The organism is Desulfonatronum thiodismutans (assembly GCF_000717475.1).
GTDB lineage: Bacteria > Desulfobacterota > Desulfovibrionia > Desulfovibrionales > Desulfonatronaceae > Desulfonatronum > Desulfonatronum thiodismutans.
This window is the reverse complement of sequence record NZ_JPIK01000027.1, coordinates 25,233-44,341: the sequence shown is the minus strand read 5'-3', so window position 1 is coordinate 44,341 and position 19,109 is coordinate 25,233. Positions and strand designations below refer to the sequence as shown.

Here is a 19,109-nt window from a genome sequence, read left to right as displayed (position 1 = left end):
AAACCCTCTCTGCGCAGCAAGACCCCGATCTGCCCCTGCTCGGTACAGGCATCGGCTTCTTGGAGGATGCGAAGTTTATAGGCGGCAGTATGCTTTCTTCGTTTGACGACCTCGGAAACTTCCGGGTCTGTGGGTTGTTGGTTCATGCCGGGGATGGGGGAGACTCCCTTCCCGAAACGATGGCTGGTGCTAACTTCATGCTTGAGACTCCTAACCGCCCTACATTAATTTCTCAACAGGCGGCTGTCTCACCTTCAATGACACAGAGGGAAGAATCATTTGCAAACATTTGATAATGCGTGCTCTCCCCCTATTTTGCTGTTCAGGACCGAGGAAAGCATGGCTACGTCCTGTTCGGTGAAGGCCATGGGGAGGTAGCGCGTACCGCCCCAACTTGAGGTCACAATTTGTGACCTCAAGATTTCCTGCTCGTCTTTCGTCATCTCAAACATGAAGTCGTTCGGAAAGCGCTCGATGTTTCTGCGCACGGCCTGTTTCAAGGCTTTCGTCTCCACCCCGTACAATTCCGCCAAGTCCCGATCCAGCATAACCTTCGCGCCGCGCAGCAAAAGAATCTTGCCGGTGATGGATTCCAGGGGAACAAGGTCCGTCATGTTTTTCCTCCCTGAGGACATTTGAAGTTGCGATCCGGAGTGACCGTTTCGAAGAGAGTGATGCCTTTCCGCCCGCCCCCGTTCGTTTGGGAGCGACATGGCCTTGTTCCCTGATTGGTCCGGAAAAATCAAATCGTCTCGGCGGTCTGTGTTGATTGCCGGACGGTCGGATCATGGACGTGATCCATATCTACCACGGCCCAGGCTCAAAACCTGACCCAGTTAAAAATATTGTTTCGCCGCGGCCATGATCCGTTCCCGCACGGCCAGGCGCAGTTCCTCCGGGGCCAGGACCTCCACGTCCGGGCCGTACTTGAGGATTTCCATGACCAGTTCGCGCTGGTCCCCGTAGGGCACGCGCAGTTCGTAGGCATTGTCGCGCCATGCGCCGACCTGGTCCGGGTGCCAGACCTCGCTTGCCACCCAGCGGGCCGCCTGGCCGGTGAAGCGCAGGACCGCGGCGTGTTCGGGGTTGCGCAGGAAAATGCCGAAGGAGTCGTGCATCAGGGCGTCCAGGGCCGTGTTGTCGGGCATGTCGGCCTGTTCGGGCAGGACCTGGGCTTCGACGATTCGGTCCAGGGCAAAGGTGCGGCGGGCGTCGGCCTGGTCGCAGTGGGCGAGCAGGTACCAGGCGTCCCGGTAGCGGAGCAGGCGGAAGGGGTGGATGGTTCTCGGGCTTGGGGTCTGTTTGTCCGGTCCGTGATAGAGCAGCCGGATCTTGCGGGAGCCCAGCAGACCTGCGGCCAGGGCCTCGAAGACCGGCGGATGGACCGGACGGGGGCGCATGGGGTGGAGCAGGACGCGGCGGATCAGGTCGTCCACGTTGAGCCCCATGTCCTGCACGGCCAGGCGCAGGCGCTTCAGGAGATCTTGCAACGGCCGCTGGAGCAGGCCGGGTTGGGTGGATTCCAGGAATTGGATGGCCGCGAGCACGGCGTAGAGTTCGGATTCGTTGAACCAGAATCCGGGCAGTTCGAAGGTTCCGGCCCGCTTGTCGTAAGCGTATCCGCCGGCGTCGCGGTCAAAGACGATGGGCGCGCCCAGCAGGTCGCGCATCTCGGCGATGATCCGTTTGACCGTGGCCTGGGAGCACTCCAGTTCGTCCTGGATGCGGGCGCGGGAAACGGGGAGATTGTGGGTCTGAAAGAGCCGATGCAGGGCGTAGATGCGTTGGGCGCGGTTCATTCCTCTCTCCGGTGAAAGACGGGTTGGTGGCTTGGCGCGCCGCGATCCTTGGTCCGGCGCGGGTCAGTGGTCGTGGGGCAGGGCGTGGGGGATCAGGGAGTGGGGTTTTTCCTGGCCGTGGGCGGTCATCAGGTCTTCGTCGGCCATGATGGTTTTGGCCGGTCCGTGGGCCACGATCCGGCCCTGGTCCAGGAGCACGACCCGGGTGCAGACTTCCAGGGTCAGTTCCAGGTCGTGGGAGGCTATGAGCAGGGTCTGGTCGGATTGCTTGAGCAGACCGATCAGGCGGCGACGGGCCCGGATGTCCAGGCCGGCGCTGGGTTCGTCGTAGATGATCACCCTGGGATGCATGGCCAGGGCGCCGGCTATGGCCACGATCCGCTTTTCGCCTTCGGAAAGGTGGTGGACCGGACGTTGGGCCAGGTCCTGGGCGCCTACGGTGACCAGGGCGGTGTGGACCCGCTCGGTCACCTGTTCTTCGGACAAACCCATGTTGCGCGGCCCGAAGGCCACGTCCTCCCAGACGGAAGGACAGAAAAGCTGATCGTCGGATTTCTGGAAGACCAGGGTCACCTCGGGGTTGAAGCCGCCGCTGACCACCTTTTTGCCGTGGACCTGGATTTCGCCGGAGGTGGGCTTGAGGATGCCGCTGATGAGCAGGAACAGGGTGGTTTTGCCCGCGCCGTTGGGACCGATCAGGCCGACGCGTTCGCCGGGGGCGATGCGCAGATTGAGGTGGTCGAGCACATGCGGCTTGTCCGGATAGGAGAAGCACAGGTCGTTCAGGGCGATGGCGGGGGGCGTGGTTTGGGGCACGGGGGGTGGAATTAGAGGGTTTCCATCCGGAAACTCATTTGTTTCCGGATGCTGAAACTGCCGGTTTTCATTTCGGAAGCGAGCAATTTTTTCTTTTGGCAAGGAAGTCAAGCAATTATAAGGAGGTGTATATCAATACGTTGACGAAATAATTGTACGACTGACGCAGCCAAAAGGAAAAAGGGCCGTTTCCGGATGAAAACTAGAGGGTCAGTTCAAGCCAGATTAGGATTCCGGCCGCGGCGCAGACCGCGGCCAGGGCCAGGAGGTCGACCCGGGTCGCCGTGAATTCGTCCGGGCGGACCGGGGCATGGCCGTACCCCCGCAGGCGCATGGCGTTGTACACGCCCTGGGAACGTTCATATCCGCGCAGGATCAGGCTGCCCGTCAACCAGGCCAAGGTGCGCAGGTTGCGCCAGGGCCGTCTTTGCTCCACATGGCCGCGCAGGCGCATGGAAATCCGCATTCGGCGCAGATCCGCGGAGAGCACCTCCAGATAGCGGACCACCAGCAAGGCCATGTCGGCCATGACGTAGGGCAATCCCAGGGCCTGCATGGCCTTGACGGTCCGCAGCAGGGGCGTGGTGCCCAGCAAGACCGCCGCCAGGGTGACGATGCAGAAAAAGCGGGTGGCCACGAGCAACGCGGCCTGGAGCCCTTCCCTGGTGACGGTCAGGCCGCCCCATTCCACGAGGGGGGTGAATCCGCTGATGAGCGGGAGCAGGATGATCAGACACAGAATGACCAGCGAAGGGTAGCGGAGCCGCCGGAGCAAGAGGTCGAGGGGATAGCGGGACACGGCGACCACGGTCAGGGTCAGGGCGATCATCACCGGCAGGACGCGGAGATTGGAGACGAAGGAAAAGGTGAAGGCCAGCAGGAGCAGGCCGATCAGCTTCAGTCGGGGATCCCAGCGATGCACGAAGGGGGAATCCGGCGAGACGGAGATGGAGGGAGCGATCATACGCCGTCCAGAATCACCGGGTGGACCCGCAGCAGGAACCCGGCCAGGAGGCCGGTGAGCAGGCCTTCCAGGACGGCCAGGGGAACGTGGGCCAGGCCCAGGGCCAGAATGGCCGAGCGTTCGGCCGCGGCGCTGAGATGGGCCGGGAGGCTGGTGAGCAGGATCAGGGCGAACAGCGGCACGGAGAACGCGATGCCCGTAAAGCCCGCCAAAAAGCCGAACACGGTGGTCCGTCTGGGAGACGGCGGGTCGGCGACGCCGCGCGAGCGGCAATGAAACACGCCCGCCGCGGCCAGGGCCGGCAGGCCGAGGATCACGCCGTTGACCCCCAGGGTGGTCAACCCGCCGTGCCCGAACATCACGGCCTGGAGGAACAATCCGATCAGGATGGCCGGAAAGGCGAACACCCCCAGCAGCGCGCCCAGCAGCCCGTTGAGCACCAGATGGACGCTGGCCGGGGGGATGGGGATATGGATCAGGGAGGCCGTGAAAAACGCGGCCGTGAGCAGGGCGGCCTTGGGAATGTCGGCCCGGGGATTCTCGCGTTTGTTGATGGCCCGGATGCACAGCCAGCAGATGGTCATGGACGCGGCGTAACCGCCGAGGGTGACGGGCAGGGGCAGGATTCCGTCGGGGATGTGCATACGCGGGGTCCTTTTGGGATCGTGAAACAAAACCTCAATGAAAGAGGTGCCTACCAATTCTGAAATGTTTGTGTCAAGGGCGCTGAATATGCTACTTGTTAAAAAAAATGATACGAATGTGCCGTCCTTCGCCGTGCTTCGAGTGTTTTGACATTCCGTTTGAATCGGTTAAACAAGGAATAGTTGCCGCAGACTGCACCGAGCAGGAGGCTTATTTTCACCTTCCAGCCCAGGAGGCCTGCATATGACCCAGCCCAAGAACGTCACCGACATCGCCGAGTTGTCCGGACTGTCCCCGGAAGAACGGGAACGCCTGCATCCGGTCATGGACAGGTTCGATTTCCTGTCCAACGAATATTATCTTTCCCTCATCGACTGGTCCGACCCGGATGACCCGATCCGCAAGGTCATCGTGCCCTGCGTTGAGGAAATGGAGGAATGGGGACACTTGGACCCGTCCAACGAGAGCAAGTACTCCGTGATGCAGGGCGTGCAGCACAAGTACGAGAGCACGGCGGTGTTTCTGGCCAGCGACGCCTGCGGCGGATACTGCCGGTTCTGTTTCCGCAAACGGCTGTTCATCCATCCGGAGCAGCGCGAATTCCTGACGGACGTGGACGCGGCCCTGGACTACGTGCGCGGCCGTCCGGAAATCAACAATGTCCTGATTACCGGCGGGGACGGCCTGATGCTGCCCACGGCGCGGCTGGAACGGATTGTCTCCGGACTGCGCGGGATCGACCACGTCCGGATCATCCGCGTGGGTACCAAGCTGATGGCCTACAATCCGTATCGGGTGCTCCATGATCCGGAACTGATCCGGCTCGTGGAGCGGTACAGCCTGCCGGATCGGAGGATGTACTTCATGCTCCATTTCAATCATCCCCGGGAGATCACCGAGCAAAGCATCGCCGCCTGCGACATGCTGCTGAAGGCCGGAGCCGTGCTCTGCAACCAGACCCCCATGCTGCGCGGGGTGAACGACACGCCCGAGGTGTTGGGCGAGCTGTTCAACAAGCTGTCCTTCATCGGCGTGCCGCCCTACTACGTGTTCCTGTGTCGACCCACGGTGGGCAACCTGCCCTTTGCCGTGCCCGTGGAACAGGCGCACAACATCTTCCTGGGGGCCAAAAGCATGTGCTCGGGGCTGGCCAAGCGGGCCAGGCTGACCATGTCCCACGCCACGGGCAAGATCGAAGTTCTGGCCTCCACCACGGACCACATGGTCTTTCGGTACCACCGGGCCGCGACTCCGGAACAGAGCGCGGAAGTGGTCATCTGCAAAAAGAACCCCGAAGCCTACTGGTTCGACGATTATCAGGAGATCATGGAGGTGGTCAGTTTGGGGGACGCTTAATTTTCGTCCGTAATGCGCAGGGGCGCGGCGCGCCGTGCCCCTGGGTACCAGCGGTCCGGGATGTCGCGATTTTTGGGGCCTCGCAACTCCTTCGCCGGTCTCGTAGCATCGAACCATTGCCTGAATAAACAAGGTTTCGAGCTTCAGGCGTTCGGCAATGGTTCGATGAACGATCCCTGGCTCAGTCAAACAGGCGATGCCCCAAAAATCGCGACATCCCGGACCCATTCAGGCTTGAAACGCGGATGTGCTGAGCCGTTGGACAGAGCATGGAAAAAGCCGGGGCGCTTCGATNNATCGAAGCGCCCCGGCTTTTTTGGGAGGTGCGCGGGAGAGGATCAGAGAAAATAATCGAAGTCGTGTTCGCGTTTCATGGTGCGTTTCAGGGTCAGGATGCGGGCCGGGAGGGTGTGCGGGTTGAGTTCCAGGGTGGGGTACCGGTTATGCCAGATGAAGCGTTCGCCGCTGAGTTCGTCCTGGAGCAGGAAGGGACGGCCTTCGGTCAGGCCCAGCTCTTCCAGGGGCAGGTCCAATTGGCCGGTCTGGGGTTGGAACGGGTCCAGGACCACCGCGATGAGCAGGGTGTCCGTTTCGTCGGCCGTGGATTTGAGGTAGCAGATGATGTTTTCGTTGTTCACCGGGACGAAGCGCAGATTGTCCATGTGGCGCAGGGCCGGGTGGTCGCGGCGGATCCGGTTGACCCGGGCGATCAGTTCCTTCAGGTTGCCCGGCTGGTCCCAGTTCCAGCGGCGGCACTCGAATTTTTCCGAATCCAGGTACTCCTCCCTGCCGGGCAGGGCCTCGGCCACGCACAGCTCGAAGGCCGGGCCGTAGATTCCGTAGCTGCTGGAGAGGGTCGCGGCCAGGATCAGGCGGATCATGAAGGCCGGTCGTCCGCCGTACTGGAGGTATTCCGGAAGAATGTCCGGAGTGTTGGGCCAGAAATTGGGGCGGAAGCAGTCCCGCAGTTCGGTGCGGGTCAGTTCGGTCATGTATTCGGTCAGTTCGGCCTTGGTGTTGCGCCAGGTGAAGTAGGTGTAGGACTGGGAAAAGCCCAGCTTGCCCAGTCTGGCCATGATCTTTGGCCGGGTGAAGGCCTCGGCCAGGAAGATTACGTCCGGATGGTCGGCGCGGATGGTCGTGATCAGCCAGTGCCAGAAGGCGAAGGGCTTGGTATGCGGGTTGTCCACCCTGAAGATCAGGACCCCCTTGGCGATCCAGAACCGGACCACGTCCGCCAGTTCCCGCCACAGGGCCTCCCAGTCCGTTGATTCGAAGTGAAAGGGCAGCACGTCCTGGTACTTCTTGGGAGGGTTCTCCGCGTACTGCACCGTGCCGTCGGGCCGCCACAGGAACCAGTCCGGATGCTCCCGGACATACGGATGGTCCGGGGCGCACTGAAAGGCCAGGTCCAGGGCGATTTCCAGACCGTGGGCCCGGGCCTGGGCCGTGAGTTCCGCGAAGTCGTCCCAGGAGCCCAGTTCCGGGTGCAGGGCCGTGTGCCCGCCTTCCTCGGCGCCGATGGCCCAGGGGGAGCCGGGTTCGCCGGGCTTGGCCGCCACCGCGTTGTTCTTGCCCTTGCGGTTGGCCCGGCCGATGGGATGAATCGGCGGAAAATAGAGCACGTCGAAGCCCATCCGGGAAATCTCGGGCAGCAGACGGATCACGTCGCGCAGGGTTCCGTGGCTTCCCGGCCGCGGAGAGCAGGAGCGGGGGAAGAGTTCGTACCAGGTGCTGTACAAGGCCCGCTCCCGTTCCACGTGCAGAGTGAGAATCCGCGGATAGCGGGTGACCAACTCCTGGTCCGGACAGGCGTGGACGGCTTGGAGCACGGCCTCCCGGTCCAGGACGTTCAGGGCCTCCAAGGGATCGGAAATCTGTTCCAGTTCAGCGGCGGTTCGCAGGAGCAGGGCTTCCTGGTCGGGGTGGTTCGTCTCCTTGGCTCGGGCCGCCTCGGTGCGCAGGAGGAGGGCCGCGGAGAGCAGGTCCACGGATATCTCCTGACCCGCATCCAGTTTTCTGTGCATGCCGTGCAACAGGGTGCCGTAGTGGTCAATCCAGGCTTCCAGGGTGTATTCGTATTCTCCCGTGCGCTCCGGAACGACCCGGGCCTCCCAGAGGTCGTTGGGCCGGGGCCGCATGGGGTGGATGGTCCATTGGTCGGCCAGTTCCGCCTGATCCGAGCCGCGGGACCGGAACAGAAGGCGGGCCTGGATCTGGTCGTGGCCGTCGGTGAAGATGTCGGCCCGGACCGTGAACTCTTCGCCGCTGACTCTTTTGGCGGCAAATTGTCCGTCTTCAATCTCCGGACGGACCTGCTCGATGATCACGCGACGACGTCCGTTGGATGGATGCATGGCGACTCCTGGAGTTGGTCTGATTGTTCAAGGAAACGTGATCCGCTCCCACGTGGCGTCGGTCAGATCGACGATGTGCAGGCAGCCGTGAAACAGAGGGCGATGACCGCAGGCCAGGGCCACGGCTTCCCGGCATTGCAGGGAGGCGATCAGCCAGACGCAGGGGGCCAGGGTGCCCAGGGGAACTTCCGCGCCTTCGGTTTGGTCGCTTTGGCCCAGCACGCCCTGGAAAATGCCCGGGTCCGGATCTCCCGGAAGCTGGGTGGTGATGAAGCCGGTCCAGCCGGCCACCGCCGCGCTGATCACGGGCAGGCCGGCCTCAGCCGCGGCCTTGCGCAGGGCCAGCTTGGTGGGCAGGTCCCCCAAGGCGTCCAGAATGAAGTCCGCGCCCTGGATGAAGTCGGGCATGTCCTTGAGGGTGATGAGGGCCTGCCGGGTGCTGAGGTCCACTTCCGAGTTCACGGCCTGGATTCGCTCCAAGGCCGCTTCGGCCTTGGGCCGTCCGATGGTCGACTCCAGGCAGAACAACTGGCGGTTGAGGTTGCTGGCCTCGAACACGTCCCCGTCCGCGGCCCGGATCCATCCCCGGCCTTTATGGCCGAAGCCCATCCGGACCAGCATCTCCAGCAGGGTTCCTCCCAGGCCGCCGAGACCAAGCTGGCAGATTTTGGCCGCGTGCAGACGTTGCTGATCCGCCTCGGAAAGGGTGGAGAAGTTTCGGACATAGCGCTGGGCAAGGGATGCGGGCATGGGCTCAACCACCTCCAACCGCCGGAAAGAGACCGACCCGGTCGCCCTCCTGCAGTTCGTATTCCGGCCCGACGATCACGCCGTTGGCGAAGGAAATCTTGACCTCTCCCTCGGGGATGCCCAGAAAGACGATCAGGTCCCGGAGCATGGGCTTTGGTCCAAGATGGTATTCGTTCTCCTTGGGCTGAAACCTGGCCAGGGTTGCGTAGCATTTGACTTCGAGCAGCATGGGAGATCCTTGGTTGATGATGAACGATGACCCGTTGAAGCGGGGAGGGAGGCGTGCCGGGGTTTTCTCCGCAACACGATAAAAAATGTAAAGAAGCCGGGGCGGATGGTCAACTGGAAGTGGAGAAGGAAAGGAGGCGTGAGGCATGTGAAGGAACCTTTTGACATCCGTGGGGCAACAACCTAAATTTCCCCTTTTTTGCCTGCCCTATTTCATTTCGAGGTACAATCACCATGCATCAGTTTGTTTTAGATAGCGATGCTCTGGCCTTGGCGCTGGAAATCGCGGTGTCGGACTCCGTTCCGGGCGAAGATCGGGATCGTACGGCCATGGCTTCCCTGCTGGCCATGGCCAGGGACGAGACACTCGGGCTGTGGGTTCATCCGCACACGCTGTCCGATCGCCTGACCCGAAGGCGACGAGAGGTTGCCCTGGAAGGCGTCTTTGTAGCGGAGGGAAAGGAGTCCGCCTCGGAGTTGGCGGGTCGAGCAGCCACACTGTTGGAGACCGCTCGCCTGCTGCCCGCTCCGGGCGTGCAGTTATTGCAGGTTTTACACCAGGAAACCAGGGACCCGTTGCTGGACCTGACCCTTCTCTCCGCTGAAGAATATCTTGGCAGCTTCGTGCTTGTCTCGCGTCTGGCCGAAGAGTCGCCGGTCCGACGGCTTACCCCGGAAGCCTGTGTGCGCTTGGTTGCCGAGGAACTGGAATCCGAGTCTTCCGAAAACGGTGCTTCCCCTGTGCCTTTTGTAGATTTGAAGGCCCAACAGATGAGCATTTATCCGGTGCTGGAAGCGAATATCTTCCAGGTTGTGAAGAGCTGCAAGTTCATTCTCGGGCCGGAAGTAGAGGAGTTGGAGCAGCGTCTGGCCGACTACACGGAAACGCGACATGTGATCTCCTGCTCCTCGGGCACCGAAGCCCTGGCCCTGGCCTTGATGGCCTACGACATCGGACCCGGAGACGCGGTCTTCACCACGCCGTTCAGCTTCATCGCCACGGCCGAGGTGATCTGCCTGCGCGGCGCCACGCCGATCTTCGTGGACATTGATCCCCGGACCTTCAATCTGGACCCGGAGAAGCTGGACGCAGCCGTGACAACTCTTGTTTCCGGACAGGGCGGAGCGTCGTTGCCCAATCAGACCCGGGGCCAGACCCAAGGGCTGACGCCCCGAGCCGTGATCACCGTGGACCTGTTCGGCCTGCCCGCGGACCACGCCCGCATTCGCGAGGTCGCGGCCAAGCACGGCTTGCGGGTCATCGAGGACGCGGCCCAGTCCTTCGGCGGGATGGAGCATGGTCGACGGGCCTGCGCCCTGGGCGACATCGGCTGCACCTCGTTTTTTCCGGCCAAGCCTCTGGGCGGATATGGCGAAGGCGGAGCCTGCTTCACCGACGACGCGGATCTGGCCGAGCGGATGCGGTCCATCCGGGTCCACGGTCAGGGGACATCGCGCTATGAACATGCCCGGCTGGGCACCAATGCCCGCCTGGACAGCCTGCAAGCCGCCGTATTGCTTGCCAAGATGGACGTCTTTCCCCTGGAGCTGGAGCGACGCGAAGCCCTGGCCGCCAACTATTCCCGGCTTCTGGAGCCCTGCGCCCTGATCCCTCCGTTCATTCCCGAAGGGTTCGGTTCGGCCTGGGCCCAGTATTCCCTGCTGGCACGGGACGAGGCCCACCGGGACGCCTGCCGTCAAGCCCTGGCCGATGCCGGGATTCCCAGCGTGATCTACTATCCCATCCCGCTGCATCTGCAACGTGTTTTTCTGCCTTTGGGCTACACGACGGGCGATCTGCCGGTCTGCGAGGCCACGTCGCGGCGCATTTTCAGCCTGCCCATGCATCCCTATTTGTCCAATCGGACCCAAGAACGGATCGCCAGAATTCTGTGCGATATCGCTCCTCGGTAATCGAACACATCGGAAACATTGCTAAATTGAGAGCATCATGAACGATTCCCAACCACTCAAGGTCGGCCTGATCGGGGTCGGCAAGATGGGCTGCAACCATTTACGGGTGCTGTCCTACATGAAACCGGTGCAGGTGGTCTTCATTCACGACCGCAACCGGGACAAGGAATCCCGGCTGGCCGAGGAATACGGCACGCGGCCGGCCGAGGACCTGGAAAGGGATTTGGCCCTGGTGGACGCCGTGGTCCTGGCCACGCCGACCTCCACGCACCTGGAATACATCGAGCTGGCCAGTCGGTTCGTTTCCAACATATTCGTGGAAAAGCCGCTCACGGACAGTCTGGAGACCACCCGGGTCGCGGCCAGGCTGGCCCGGGACAAGGGCCTGCGCATCCAGGTGGGCTTCATCGAACGCTTCAACCCCGTGGTTACGGAGTTGGTCAAGATCGTCGGCCGCTCCACGGACGTGGTCAATATGGACCTGACCCGCACGGACAAGGTTCCGGACCGCAATCTGGACGTTGACGTTGTGCTGGACCTGATGGTTCACGACCTGGACCTGGCCTTGCATCTTCGGGGGCCAGTGGAGCGGATTCAGGCCTTCGGGCACGCCCAGGACGGCCTGACCGCCCTGGCGCACGCCGTATTGGTCCACAGCAACGGGACCATTTCCCGGGTCATGGCCAGCAAGATCACCGAAAAACGGATCCGTCAGATCGCCGTGACCTGTCCGGAAATGTACGTGGAAGCGGACCTGCTGCAGAAGGAGCTGGTCCTGCATCGCAAGACCGTTGCTCAGCGCTATGCGGATCTGTCCCTGGCCTCGGTGCGCGAGGCCGTGTTCGTGCCTCATGAGGAGGCCCTGCTGGGCCAACTGCTGGCTTTCGCCGGATACTGCCGGGGCCGGGACTGCTCCGTCCCGGCTTCCGTGCCTACGGTGGCGGCGGCGGTGGCGTCCATGGAACTGGCCGAGGTGATCCGCAAAAGCATCACGGATAACGCCACCGCGCCGGTTCCGTACCAGCCCATCGGGTTCTGAGCATGGCCGCGTCCCGGATTTGGCTGAGCGCCTGTGAACCGTCCGGGGACCTGCACGCTGGGTTATTGGCTTGGGAGTTGCGGGAGCTGCATCCAGGAATCCAACTCTCCGGCATGGGCGGTTCGGCCATGGAGGAACAGGGAGTCGACCTGCGGCTGCGCATGGAGGGGCTCTCGGTGATGGGCGTCTCCGAGGTGTTCGCCTATCTGCCCCGGGTGTTCGGAATGTGGCGGACCATTCGAAAAGAGCTGGCCGCGCGGCGACCCGACGCCGTGGTCCTGGTGGATTCGCCGGACTTTCATTTCCGGGTGGCCCGGATGGCGTCCTCCCTGGGCATTCCGGTCTTCTACTACATCAGCCCCCAAGTCTGGGCTTGGCGGCAAGGCCGGGTCGAGTTCCTGAAGCGGCATGTGCGGCGGGTATTTTGCATCTTGCCCTTTGAACCGGAGTTTTATCGCTCTCGGGGGATGGACGCGGAGTTCGTCGGCCATCCCTTGGTCGGTGAATTGTTACGTCCCGATATTCTCTCCATCGCTCCAAAGCCGAACCGGATCGGCATCCTGCCGGGCAGTCGCAAGTCGGAAATCCAGCGGATGATGCCGATCTTCGCCCAGGCTGCTCAGGATCTGTTCACGGAGAACCCGGAACTTGAGTTTTGCGTGGTCAAGGCGCCCAGCGTCGACGAGGAGCTGATTCGCGAGCACTGCCCGGATCAGCTTCCCCTGTGCTTCATCGAAGCCAAGGACCGCTATGTTGCCATGCGTTCCTGCACCCTGATTCTGGCCACCTCTGGAACCGCGACCCTGGAATGCGCCCTGCTCCAGGTGCCGACCATCGTGGCCTATCGCTTCTCCCGGCTTAGCTTCCTGGTCGGCGTACGACTGGTCAGGGTGCCGGCCATCAGCTTGGCCAATCTCGTGCTCCGTCGAACGGTGCTTCCGGAGTTCATCCAGAATCAGGCCCGGCGTGAAATCATTGCGGCGCAGGCTCGGGAATGGCTTGGTCATCCGGAACGGATGGATCGTATTCGCCATGAGTTGGCGAGGTTGCCTGAACTCCTGACCTCATCCTCCGGCTCCTCCGAAGGGCCACCGGAAGCCCCGGCCCGGCGCACCGCTGTGATGATCCTGCGCGATCTTGCGGTGGGGGGCTGATTTTCGGTTTGGGCCAAGCCATTGGCAAGAGAGTGGCTGCGCGGCCAAGACCATTTCTTGGTGCTTTACATCAGCGATGATTCCAGAGTAGCTGTTTTTCACAGTGCCTTTACGTGGGCTTCCTTGCAAGGCACCAGCAGTTCCAGTCAATTCAACCTCAATGCAGGAGAACAGCGAGATGTTACGATCAGTGAAAATCATAGCGATCGGTCTGGCCTTGGCGTGTTTCACCATGCTCGGCCAGGCTCAGGCCCAAGGTCAGGGGCAAGTTCCGGTGAAGATCCTTTCCGACCAGATGGATTATGTTCAGGAAAACAATACCGTCATTTTTCGAGGCAATGTTCATGTGGACCGTGAAGACTTCCAGATTTGGAGCGACAAGCTGACGGTGTTCATGGAATCTTCCGGAGAGCAAGGGCAAATGTCCATGGGCCCGGACGGCTCCCAGGACATCGAGAAGCTGCTGGCCGAAGGCTCCGTGCGCATCGAGCGCGACAAGCAGGTGGGAACCAGCGAAAAGGCCACGTATTGGACCAAACGCGGCGTCGTGGTCATGGAAGGCAACCCCGTGCTCAAGGACGGCGAAAGCTCCATCAGCGGCAAAGTGATCACGTATCACCTGGAAGACAATCGCGGAGTGGTGGAGGGCGGTGAGAGCCAGCGGGTTCAAGCCATTTTCATGGCGCCGCCCGCCCCGTAGTCGACATATTGAAGCGGTGGTTTTCGCGAAAAAAAAGGCGGCTCCTTCCGGAGCCGCCTTTTTTTTCGCAATTTAATCGGGGATTTTTCAATAGTCCGCGCCCAGGGCGTCGGCCGTGCGGCGGATGGCGTTCTCAATAGCCCGTTCACCGGCGGCGACTTCATTGGTTCCGGTTTCGAACGTTTCGTAGTCGGAAATATGGCCGGAGGACCATATCCGCGAGCCGTCCACCGCGCTGAGAAACTCGGTCTCCAGAATGACGGTGGCGCGCTCGGTGAGCGTCTGATCCTGAGCTCCGGAGAGTTCCGTGTCCGTGGAGTAGGCGATGACTCGCAGGACGACGTGTGCTTGCGCCTGGTCCGCGTCGACCCAGTTCACTTGGGCGCGGCGGGTGAATTCATCGCGGAATCTTGTGCGGAGATAGGGATCGATCCAGGCTTCCAGGGTTGGGTTGTCCACTTCCTGAATATGAATGTTCACCACCCCGCTGGGGAGCGTGATCGGGGCGCTGGCGCTGAAGTGGTAGCCGCAACCCAGCAGAAGGAGGAAGAGGCCGAATGTCAGGTATGAGAAAGTGCGTTGCATGCTTGCTGTCCTTTGCGTTGTCGGAGGTTAACAGTCCGTTGAAAAACTCCCAATTGCTGCGTCGCTACAAAAAGTTCAAACTCTCGCGTATGAATAAATACGCTTCGACCTTGAACTTTTTATGCTCCTCACTCTTGGGTTTTTTGAACGGACTGTGGATAAGGACTTCTTCAACACTCAGTTAAGGGTGGTGCGTCGGAGTTTGCGAGGACGATTAAAAGCCCAGGCCCAGCATGTCCTCCAAGCCTTTAAGGGAAATTCGCAGCTCGAAGCGGTCTTCGTCCTGGGTCTGGGAGAAGAGGAAATCCAAAAAGTAGCATTGGTGGGAGAAGCCGATGCCAAAGAGTTTTTCGAGATCCTCCTTGGCCAACAGGTCGCGCTTGAAGTCCGCTCGCGCGAACCAGCCCCGAGGCAGATGGACCAGGCCGCCGACGCGGAGGATCTCGCGTTTGCGCTGGTTCCGGCGCCAGATGTCGTCGGTGACTTCGGAGCGGAAGTCGAACCCGAAATAGGCTGAGCCCATACCGGGATAGCTTCCCTGCAGCATGTGTTCATGCTGGGTGATGGTGTTCATGTAGGGCGAATACCAGGATCGAGTGACCAAATCGATGTATTCTCCCGGCGAAAAGACCACGTCCGTTCGGATGTCGGAGAAAGGGCGTCGCTCGTAGGTATCGAGGTTGTCGTCCCTGTCGGCCTCTTCGAAGTCGTAGGACTGATCGAAGCGAACCCGCAGGAAGTTGCGGTAGGTGGTCCTGACCCGGAGCATGTCCTCGGTAAGCAGGGTATCTTCGGTCCCGGCGCGTCGCTCGACCTGGTCCATGCGCCGATTGAAGATGTTGTGCAGGGTGTAGGAGAGCTGATTACGCTTTCCAATTCGGTCGGCACCGATGAAAACCGGGTTTTCGTCCTGGTCCACGTGCGGAATATACCTGTAGGTCAGTTCGGGCTGGATCGTGTGCTTCATTCTGGTCCAGTGCGTATTGCCGACATTGTCCAGGGTCGGCGTGACCCGGTCTTGCTTGTCGAAATCAAAAATATTGAACAGGGACGTGAAGGCATCCACACGGAAATCCGGAATTCCGCGTTCGTTGAAGTCCTTGGATTCGTCGACGCTGTCCGGAATTCCACGAACTTGCTGGTGTTTGTCAATGGCGTACAGGGTTTGTCGCCAGCCTGCGCTGGGGGTCACGGTGCCGAAGCCGGTGTTCCAGGGCAGGCTGAGGCGTGGATATACTTCGGCCCTGGCACCGGTGGTCCCTTTTTCACGCCAGAAATAGACCGCTTGGGTTTTGGCCTCCAGCTCAAACGGAGTCTCTCCGATGCGGGTCTTGTAGAAGTCCAGGTTCAACTCCGGGAGGCGCTGCAGGGTGGGGTTCTCGTTGCTGGGGTTGTTGTCGGTCCAGTACTGGAGGGCCTGGGTGTAGTACATTGCTCCGCGGAATCCGACCTGGCTCCAGTCGCGGCTGAGTTCCACGGCGTTGCTCCGGTATAACGAGTCGATATTTCTCATCCCCCGGCCGAAATCGCGGAGCATGTTGTTATGGACCCTGGTGTAACCGGTATAGCCGTGTTTGAATTCGCGCAGGTAGTTCTGGTCCGAGACCATGTCCAGGTCCAGCTTGGTCCGCCATTGGGGGTCACCCAGGTAGCCGTCGTATTTGCCACGAATCCAGTAGCGATGCTCATTGGGGCGATTCAGCCCGTCACCGCGAAATTGGGGGTCCTCGCCTGCTTCCGTGGGGGCGGTTTCGGAGTCCAGCAACCAGTCGGCCTGCCAGACGCCCTTAGAGTCCAGGTTGGTGAAATGGCGGTACTCCATGCCGGTCATCACGCCGCGTTTGCTCATCATGTTGACGTAGAACGTGGCATCCTGTTCCTCATCAATGGCCCAGTAGTAGGGCAGGTTGAGACCGGCTCCCAAGCGGGAACTGAAGGACGGCTCGGGGATCAGGAAGCCGCTTTGGCGTTCGGTCTTGACCGGAAAAATCATGTACGGTGAGTAGAGAACGGGTGTATCCTTGACCTGAAAGCGGGGGTGCCACATCTGGGCGTAGCCGCCGGTGGTGACTTCGCCCTCGCTGCTTTTGATGGACCACGCCGGAACGGGTCCGTCGCAGGTGGTGAGATGCGCCCCTCTGAAGGCGTAGGTTTGATCGCAGCGCTTTTCCAGAAGCTCTCCGCGAATATACACGTGGTCCTGGGCCAGGAACATTTCTCCGTCCGTCACCCAGCCGACGTTGTTCAGCAGATCAAAGTCCGCCTGCTCGCCTACGAGGACGTCGCCGTCCCATTCGATCCGGACGTTGCCGTTGAGAAGAGCGAAGCCGGTTTCACGAAAATAACGGGCCGTGTCCGCCTGGATCTGATTCGGGCCTTGTCGGATCAGTACATTGCCCTGAGCTTCGAAAATCTGTTCGGCTTGCAAAGACTCGACCCGATCGGCTTCCAAAGTCCAGGGAAGCTCGGAACTCACGGAAAGCTCCTGCTGGAACATGGACTGGGCGTTTCCGGAGCGCGGCCAGGCAAGCAGCAGGCAGAGCAGGGCCAGGGCCAGACCGAGGGCCACGGTTCGGGGGAGCGCGACGGGTCGGCGAGGAAAGGGGAAAGAGTTCGTCATGGGAAAAAAGACTCCTTGGCGGAAGCAGGATGATGACAAAGCTGCATTCCCTTAATCCGTTTCAGGATTTGAGTAAAGAATGTCTTGTTTCCAGTTGGGACATGGATTAGAGAAGCGTCCATGGACCTTGGGGGGCGTTTCCAGTACGATTGCGCGATTTGGCCGCAAGTCTCGTCGATGTTTTGAAGCCGTGGAGGTTTTAAAGGTGAGCATGTTGAAATTTGGACGATGGTACCTGATCTGTTTCGTGGCGATGAGTCTCCTGACGCTCAGCGCGGGATGCGGCAAGAAAGGCTGGCCCGAGCCGCGACTGGACGAAGACCGTTTTTCCTGGGGGCAAATCCAGCACCAGCGCCAGGGAGCGTGTCTGGACGCCAGAGCCTTGGTGCATGGGGCCGCCAACAAGCTCGGATTCGTCTATTTGGAATGGATGCGCATGGACGCCGCGGAGGACTGCCCGGACTGCCCCTTTAAGGCAACTGAGAGGGTTCTCCTGGGCGACGGATCCAGCGAGTTCAAACGCCAGAATGGAGTGATCCGGATTATGTTTTGTGAATGGGACCCGGATGCCTCGTACCGATGGCGACTGCTTGGGATGAATGTCCATCGCGGGTTGGGTTCGGTACCATCCCAGGTAGAGTTTTCCCGCTGATTGATATCGGATCTTACAGGTTCCGCTAAAAACGAGAACGCCCCGGTTCCTTCCAAGGAACCGGGGCGTTCTTGTTTTCCGGCTTGATCGAATTGACCAGTCGGCAAAAGACGGTCCGTTCGATCTACAGCAGGGGCAGGTAACGGTCGATCTCGTACTGGGACACCTGGATACGGTAGTCGTCCCATTCCTTTTTCTTGTTTTCGATGAACTTGGAAAAGATATGCTCGCCCAGGGCTTCCTTGAGCAGAGAGCTTTGCTCCAGCACGGCCACGGCTTCGCCGAGGCTGCCCGGCAAAGCGTCGATATGGTGCTGGGAGCGCTCTTTGGCGGACATTTCAAAGATGTCCTCTTCCACTGGGTCCGGCAGTTTGTAGTTTTCTTCCATGCCCTTGAGCCCGGCGGCGAGCATCACGGCGAAGGCCAGGTAGGGGTTGCAGGCCGGGTCCGGGGAGCGCAGTTCCACGCGGGTGGCGACCTCTTTGCCGGGTTTGTACAGCGGCACCCGGACCAGGGAAGAGCGGTTGCGGCGGGCCCAGGCCAGGTAGACCGGGGCTTCGTAGCCGGGAACCAGCCGCTTGTAGGAATTCACCCATTGGTTGGTGACGGCGCAGAACTCCGGGGCGTGTTTGAGCAGGCCGGCGATGTAGCTTTTGCATTCGGCGCTGAGAAAATGCTTGTCGTTGGCGTCGTGAAAGATGTTCTTGCCGTTCTTGAACAAGGACTGGTGGGTGTGCATCCCGCTGCCGTTCTGGCCGAAGATGGGTTTGGGCATGAAGGAGCAGTAACAGCCGTGTTTGCGGGCGATCTCCTTGCACACGACCTTGTAGGTCACGGCGATGTCGGCCATGTGCAGGGCCTCGGCATAGCGCAGGTCGATCTCGTGCTGGCTGGGGGCCACCTCGTGATGGCTGTACTCCACGGTGATGCCCATGCGGTTCAGGGCGAAGATGATGTCCCGACGGACGTCGTTGCCCAGATCCAGAGGCGGAGCGTCAAAGTATCCGCCCTGGTCGATGATGATCGGTTCGTGGGCGGAGTCGAACAGGAAGAATTCAAGTTCCGGGCCGACGTAGAACGTGTAGCCCTTTTCCGCGGCTTTGCTCAGGATGCGCTTGAGAACGTATCGGCTGTCCGCGACGTAGGGTGTTCCGTCGGGGTTCTTGATGTCGCAGAACATCCGAGCCACCGGACGGTCCATGGGCCGCCAGGGCACCATCTGAAAGGTGGTCGGGTCCGGAATGGCGACCATGTCGCTTTCGTGGATCCGGGCGAAGCCGAGAATGGAGGATCCGTCGAAGCCCATGCCTTCTTCAAAAGCGTTTTCCAATTCACTGATGGTGATCTGAAAGCTCTTCAGCGTTCCGATGACGTCCACGAACCAGAATTGAACGAAGCTGACATTGTAGTCGCGTACCGCCTTCATCACGTCGTCGGCGTTTTTGCAGTTGAATACGGGTGAGTCGGTCATGCGGAAATCCTCCGAATGTTAAATTTGTGCAATGATGATAGGGGTATTCAAGTTCAGGG

The 19,109-nt window shown here is 60.8% G+C and carries 18 protein-coding genes; 7 read left to right on the top strand and 11 right to left on the bottom strand.

Annotated features, from left to right (window positions below; translation table 11 throughout):
* The coding region (locus tag GY33_RS21745; protein ID WP_235185562.1) for a hypothetical protein at positions 1 to 293 on the top strand (293 nt) is incomplete at its 5' end.
* Here GY33_RS21745 and GY33_RS0118280 read toward each other — a convergent pair.
* The 5 genes from GY33_RS0118280 to cbiM form a co-directional block, all read right to left on the bottom strand.
* Positions 276 to 614, bottom strand: coding sequence for an ORF6N domain-containing protein (locus GY33_RS0118280; RefSeq protein WP_084185369.1), 339 nt, complete (start codon positions 612 to 614; stop codon positions 276 to 278). The genes GY33_RS21745 and GY33_RS0118280 overlap by 18 nt on opposite strands.
* Positions 615 to 836: 222 nt before the next feature.
* Positions 837 to 1,799 carry a helix-turn-helix transcriptional regulator gene (locus GY33_RS0118275; RefSeq protein ID WP_031388709.1) on the bottom strand — a complete coding sequence of 321 codons (963 nt, stop codon included), beginning with the start codon at positions 1,797 to 1,799 and terminating at the stop codon, positions 837 to 839.
* A gap of 63 nt (positions 1,800 to 1,862) precedes the next feature.
* The gene (locus GY33_RS0118270; protein WP_031388708.1) at positions 1,863 to 2,615 is read right to left on the bottom strand and encodes an energy-coupling factor ABC transporter ATP-binding protein; all 753 of its coding nucleotides are present in this window, start codon (positions 2,613 to 2,615) and stop codon (positions 1,863 to 1,865) included.
* Positions 2,616 to 2,817: 202 nt separating this feature from the next.
* Positions 2,818 to 3,579, bottom strand: coding sequence for a cobalt ECF transporter T component CbiQ (gene cbiQ / locus GY33_RS0118265; RefSeq protein WP_035272666.1), 762 nt, complete (start codon positions 3,577 to 3,579; stop codon positions 2,818 to 2,820).
* Complete coding sequence (gene cbiM / locus GY33_RS0118260; protein WP_031388706.1) at positions 3,576 to 4,223, bottom strand: cobalt transporter CbiM; 648 nt, start codon at positions 4,221 to 4,223, stop codon at positions 3,576 to 3,578. The genes cbiQ and cbiM overlap by 4 nt, the downstream gene beginning before the upstream one ends.
* Before the next feature lie 244 nt (positions 4,224 to 4,467).
* Between cbiM and GY33_RS0118255 the strand changes: the two genes are divergently transcribed.
* Positions 4,468 to 5,580, top strand: a complete 1,113-nt coding sequence (locus tag GY33_RS0118255; RefSeq protein WP_031388705.1) for a KamA family radical SAM protein — start codon at positions 4,468 to 4,470, stop codon at positions 5,578 to 5,580.
* A 338-nt stretch (positions 5,581 to 5,918) separates the two neighbouring features.
* On the opposite strand, the gene GY33_RS0118250 is transcribed toward GY33_RS0118255, so the two are convergent.
* Genes GY33_RS0118250 through GY33_RS0118240 form a run of 3 tightly spaced genes read right to left on the bottom strand, consistent with a single transcriptional unit; the run spans position 5,919 to position 8,916 of the window.
* The gene (locus GY33_RS0118250; protein ID WP_031388704.1) at positions 5,919 to 7,937 is read right to left on the bottom strand and encodes an alpha-1,4-glucan--maltose-1-phosphate maltosyltransferase; all 2,019 of its coding nucleotides are present in this window, start codon (positions 7,935 to 7,937) and stop codon (positions 5,919 to 5,921) included.
* Between the two features lie 27 nt (positions 7,938 to 7,964).
* Complete coding sequence (locus GY33_RS0118245) at positions 7,965 to 8,687, bottom strand: HesA/MoeB/ThiF family protein (protein WP_152555257.1); 723 nt, start codon at positions 8,685 to 8,687, stop codon at positions 7,965 to 7,967.
* Positions 8,688 to 8,691: 4 nt separating this feature from the next.
* Positions 8,692 to 8,916 (bottom strand): MoaD/ThiS family protein, encoded by a 225-nt coding sequence (locus GY33_RS0118240; protein ID WP_031388702.1) that lies wholly within the window; start codon positions 8,914 to 8,916, stop codon positions 8,692 to 8,694.
* Positions 8,917 to 9,149: 233 nt separating this feature from the next.
* On the opposite strand from GY33_RS0118240, the gene GY33_RS0118235 reads away from it, so the two are divergent.
* The 4 genes from GY33_RS0118235 (at position 9,150) to lptA (ending at position 13,722) form a co-directional block, all read left to right on the top strand.
* On the top strand, positions 9,150 to 10,829 hold the full coding sequence (locus GY33_RS0118235; protein ID WP_326923856.1) for a DegT/DnrJ/EryC1/StrS family aminotransferase: 1,680 nt from the start codon (positions 9,150 to 9,152) through the stop codon (positions 10,827 to 10,829).
* A 37-nt stretch (positions 10,830 to 10,866) separates the two neighbouring features.
* Positions 10,867 to 11,868, top strand: a complete 1,002-nt coding sequence (locus tag GY33_RS0118230) for a Gfo/Idh/MocA family protein (RefSeq protein WP_051822828.1) — start codon at positions 10,867 to 10,869, stop codon at positions 11,866 to 11,868.
* A gap of 2 nt (positions 11,869 to 11,870) precedes the next feature.
* Positions 11,871 to 13,022: a lipid-A-disaccharide synthase gene (gene lpxB, locus GY33_RS0118225; protein ID WP_031388699.1), complete on the top strand. Its 1,152-nt coding sequence runs from the start codon at positions 11,871 to 11,873 to the stop codon at positions 13,020 to 13,022.
* A gap of 190 nt (positions 13,023 to 13,212) precedes the next feature.
* Positions 13,213 to 13,722 (top strand): lipopolysaccharide transport periplasmic protein LptA, encoded by a 510-nt coding sequence (lptA, locus tag GY33_RS0118220; protein WP_161788505.1) that lies wholly within the window; start codon positions 13,213 to 13,215, stop codon positions 13,720 to 13,722.
* 87 nt (positions 13,723 to 13,809) lie between these two features.
* On the opposite strand, the gene lptE is transcribed toward lptA, so the two are convergent.
* Both lptE and GY33_RS0118210 read right to left on the bottom strand, forming a co-directional pair.
* Complete coding sequence (gene lptE / locus GY33_RS20130) at positions 13,810 to 14,307, bottom strand: LPS assembly lipoprotein LptE (RefSeq protein ID WP_031388697.1); 498 nt, start codon at positions 14,305 to 14,307, stop codon at positions 13,810 to 13,812.
* A gap of 214 nt (positions 14,308 to 14,521) precedes the next feature.
* Entirely contained in the window at positions 14,522 to 16,927 is a 2,406-nt protein-coding gene (locus tag GY33_RS0118210) for an LPS-assembly protein LptD (RefSeq protein ID WP_031388696.1), read from the bottom strand.
* Between the two features lie 211 nt (positions 16,928 to 17,138).
* On the opposite strand from GY33_RS0118210, the gene GY33_RS0118205 reads away from it, so the two are divergent.
* Positions 17,139 to 17,579 (top strand): hypothetical protein, encoded by a 441-nt coding sequence (locus GY33_RS0118205; protein WP_031388695.1) that lies wholly within the window; start codon positions 17,139 to 17,141, stop codon positions 17,577 to 17,579.
* Between the two features lie 124 nt (positions 17,580 to 17,703).
* On the opposite strand, the gene GY33_RS0118200 is transcribed toward GY33_RS0118205, so the two are convergent.
* On the bottom strand, positions 17,704 to 19,050 hold the full coding sequence (locus tag GY33_RS0118200) for a glutamine synthetase family protein (RefSeq protein ID WP_031388694.1): 1,347 nt from the start codon (positions 19,048 to 19,050) through the stop codon (positions 17,704 to 17,706).
* Positions 19,051 to 19,109: the final 59 nt, after the last annotated feature.

Bases quoted from the DNA above. Each gene is read 5' to 3' on its own strand.
- GY33_RS0118210 (WP_031388696.1), bottom strand. From the start codon at position 16,927: ATGACGAACTCTTTCCCCTTTCCTCGCCGACCCGTCGCGCTCCCCCGA.
- lptE (WP_031388697.1), bottom strand. From the start codon at position 14,307: ATGCAACGCACTTTCTCATACCTGACATTCGGCCTCTTCCTCCTTCTG.
- GY33_RS0118200 (WP_031388694.1), bottom strand. From the start codon at position 19,050: ATGACCGACTCACCCGTATTCAACTGCAAAAACGCCGACGACGTGATG.
- GY33_RS0118230 (WP_051822828.1), top strand. From the start codon at position 10,867: ATGAACGATTCCCAACCACTCAAGGTCGGCCTGATCGGGGTCGGCAAG.
- lpxB (WP_031388699.1), top strand. From the start codon at position 11,871: ATGGCCGCGTCCCGGATTTGGCTGAGCGCCTGTGAACCGTCCGGGGAC.
- cbiM (WP_031388706.1), bottom strand. From the start codon at position 4,223: ATGCACATCCCCGACGGAATCCTGCCCCTGCCCGTCACCCTCGGCGGT.
- GY33_RS0118235 (WP_326923856.1), top strand. From the start codon at position 9,150: ATGCATCAGTTTGTTTTAGATAGCGATGCTCTGGCCTTGGCGCTGGAA.
- GY33_RS0118205 (WP_031388695.1), top strand. From the start codon at position 17,139: ATGTTGAAATTTGGACGATGGTACCTGATCTGTTTCGTGGCGATGAGT.
- GY33_RS0118240 (WP_031388702.1), bottom strand. From the start codon at position 8,916: ATGCTGCTCGAAGTCAAATGCTACGCAACCCTGGCCAGGTTTCAGCCC.
- GY33_RS0118275 (WP_031388709.1), bottom strand. From the start codon at position 1,799: ATGAACCGCGCCCAACGCATCTACGCCCTGCATCGGCTCTTTCAGACC.
- cbiQ (WP_035272666.1), bottom strand. From the start codon at position 3,579: ATGATCGCTCCCTCCATCTCCGTCTCGCCGGATTCCCCCTTCGTGCAT.
- GY33_RS0118250 (WP_031388704.1), bottom strand. From the start codon at position 7,937: ATGCATCCATCCAACGGACGTCGTCGCGTGATCATCGAGCAGGTCCGT.
- GY33_RS0118255 (WP_031388705.1), top strand. From the start codon at position 4,468: ATGACCCAGCCCAAGAACGTCACCGACATCGCCGAGTTGTCCGGACTG.
- GY33_RS0118280 (WP_084185369.1), bottom strand. From the start codon at position 614: ATGACGGACCTTGTTCCCCTGGAATCCATCACCGGCAAGATTCTTTTG.
- GY33_RS0118245 (WP_152555257.1), bottom strand. From the start codon at position 8,687: ATGCCCGCATCCCTTGCCCAGCGCTATGTCCGAAACTTCTCCACCCTT.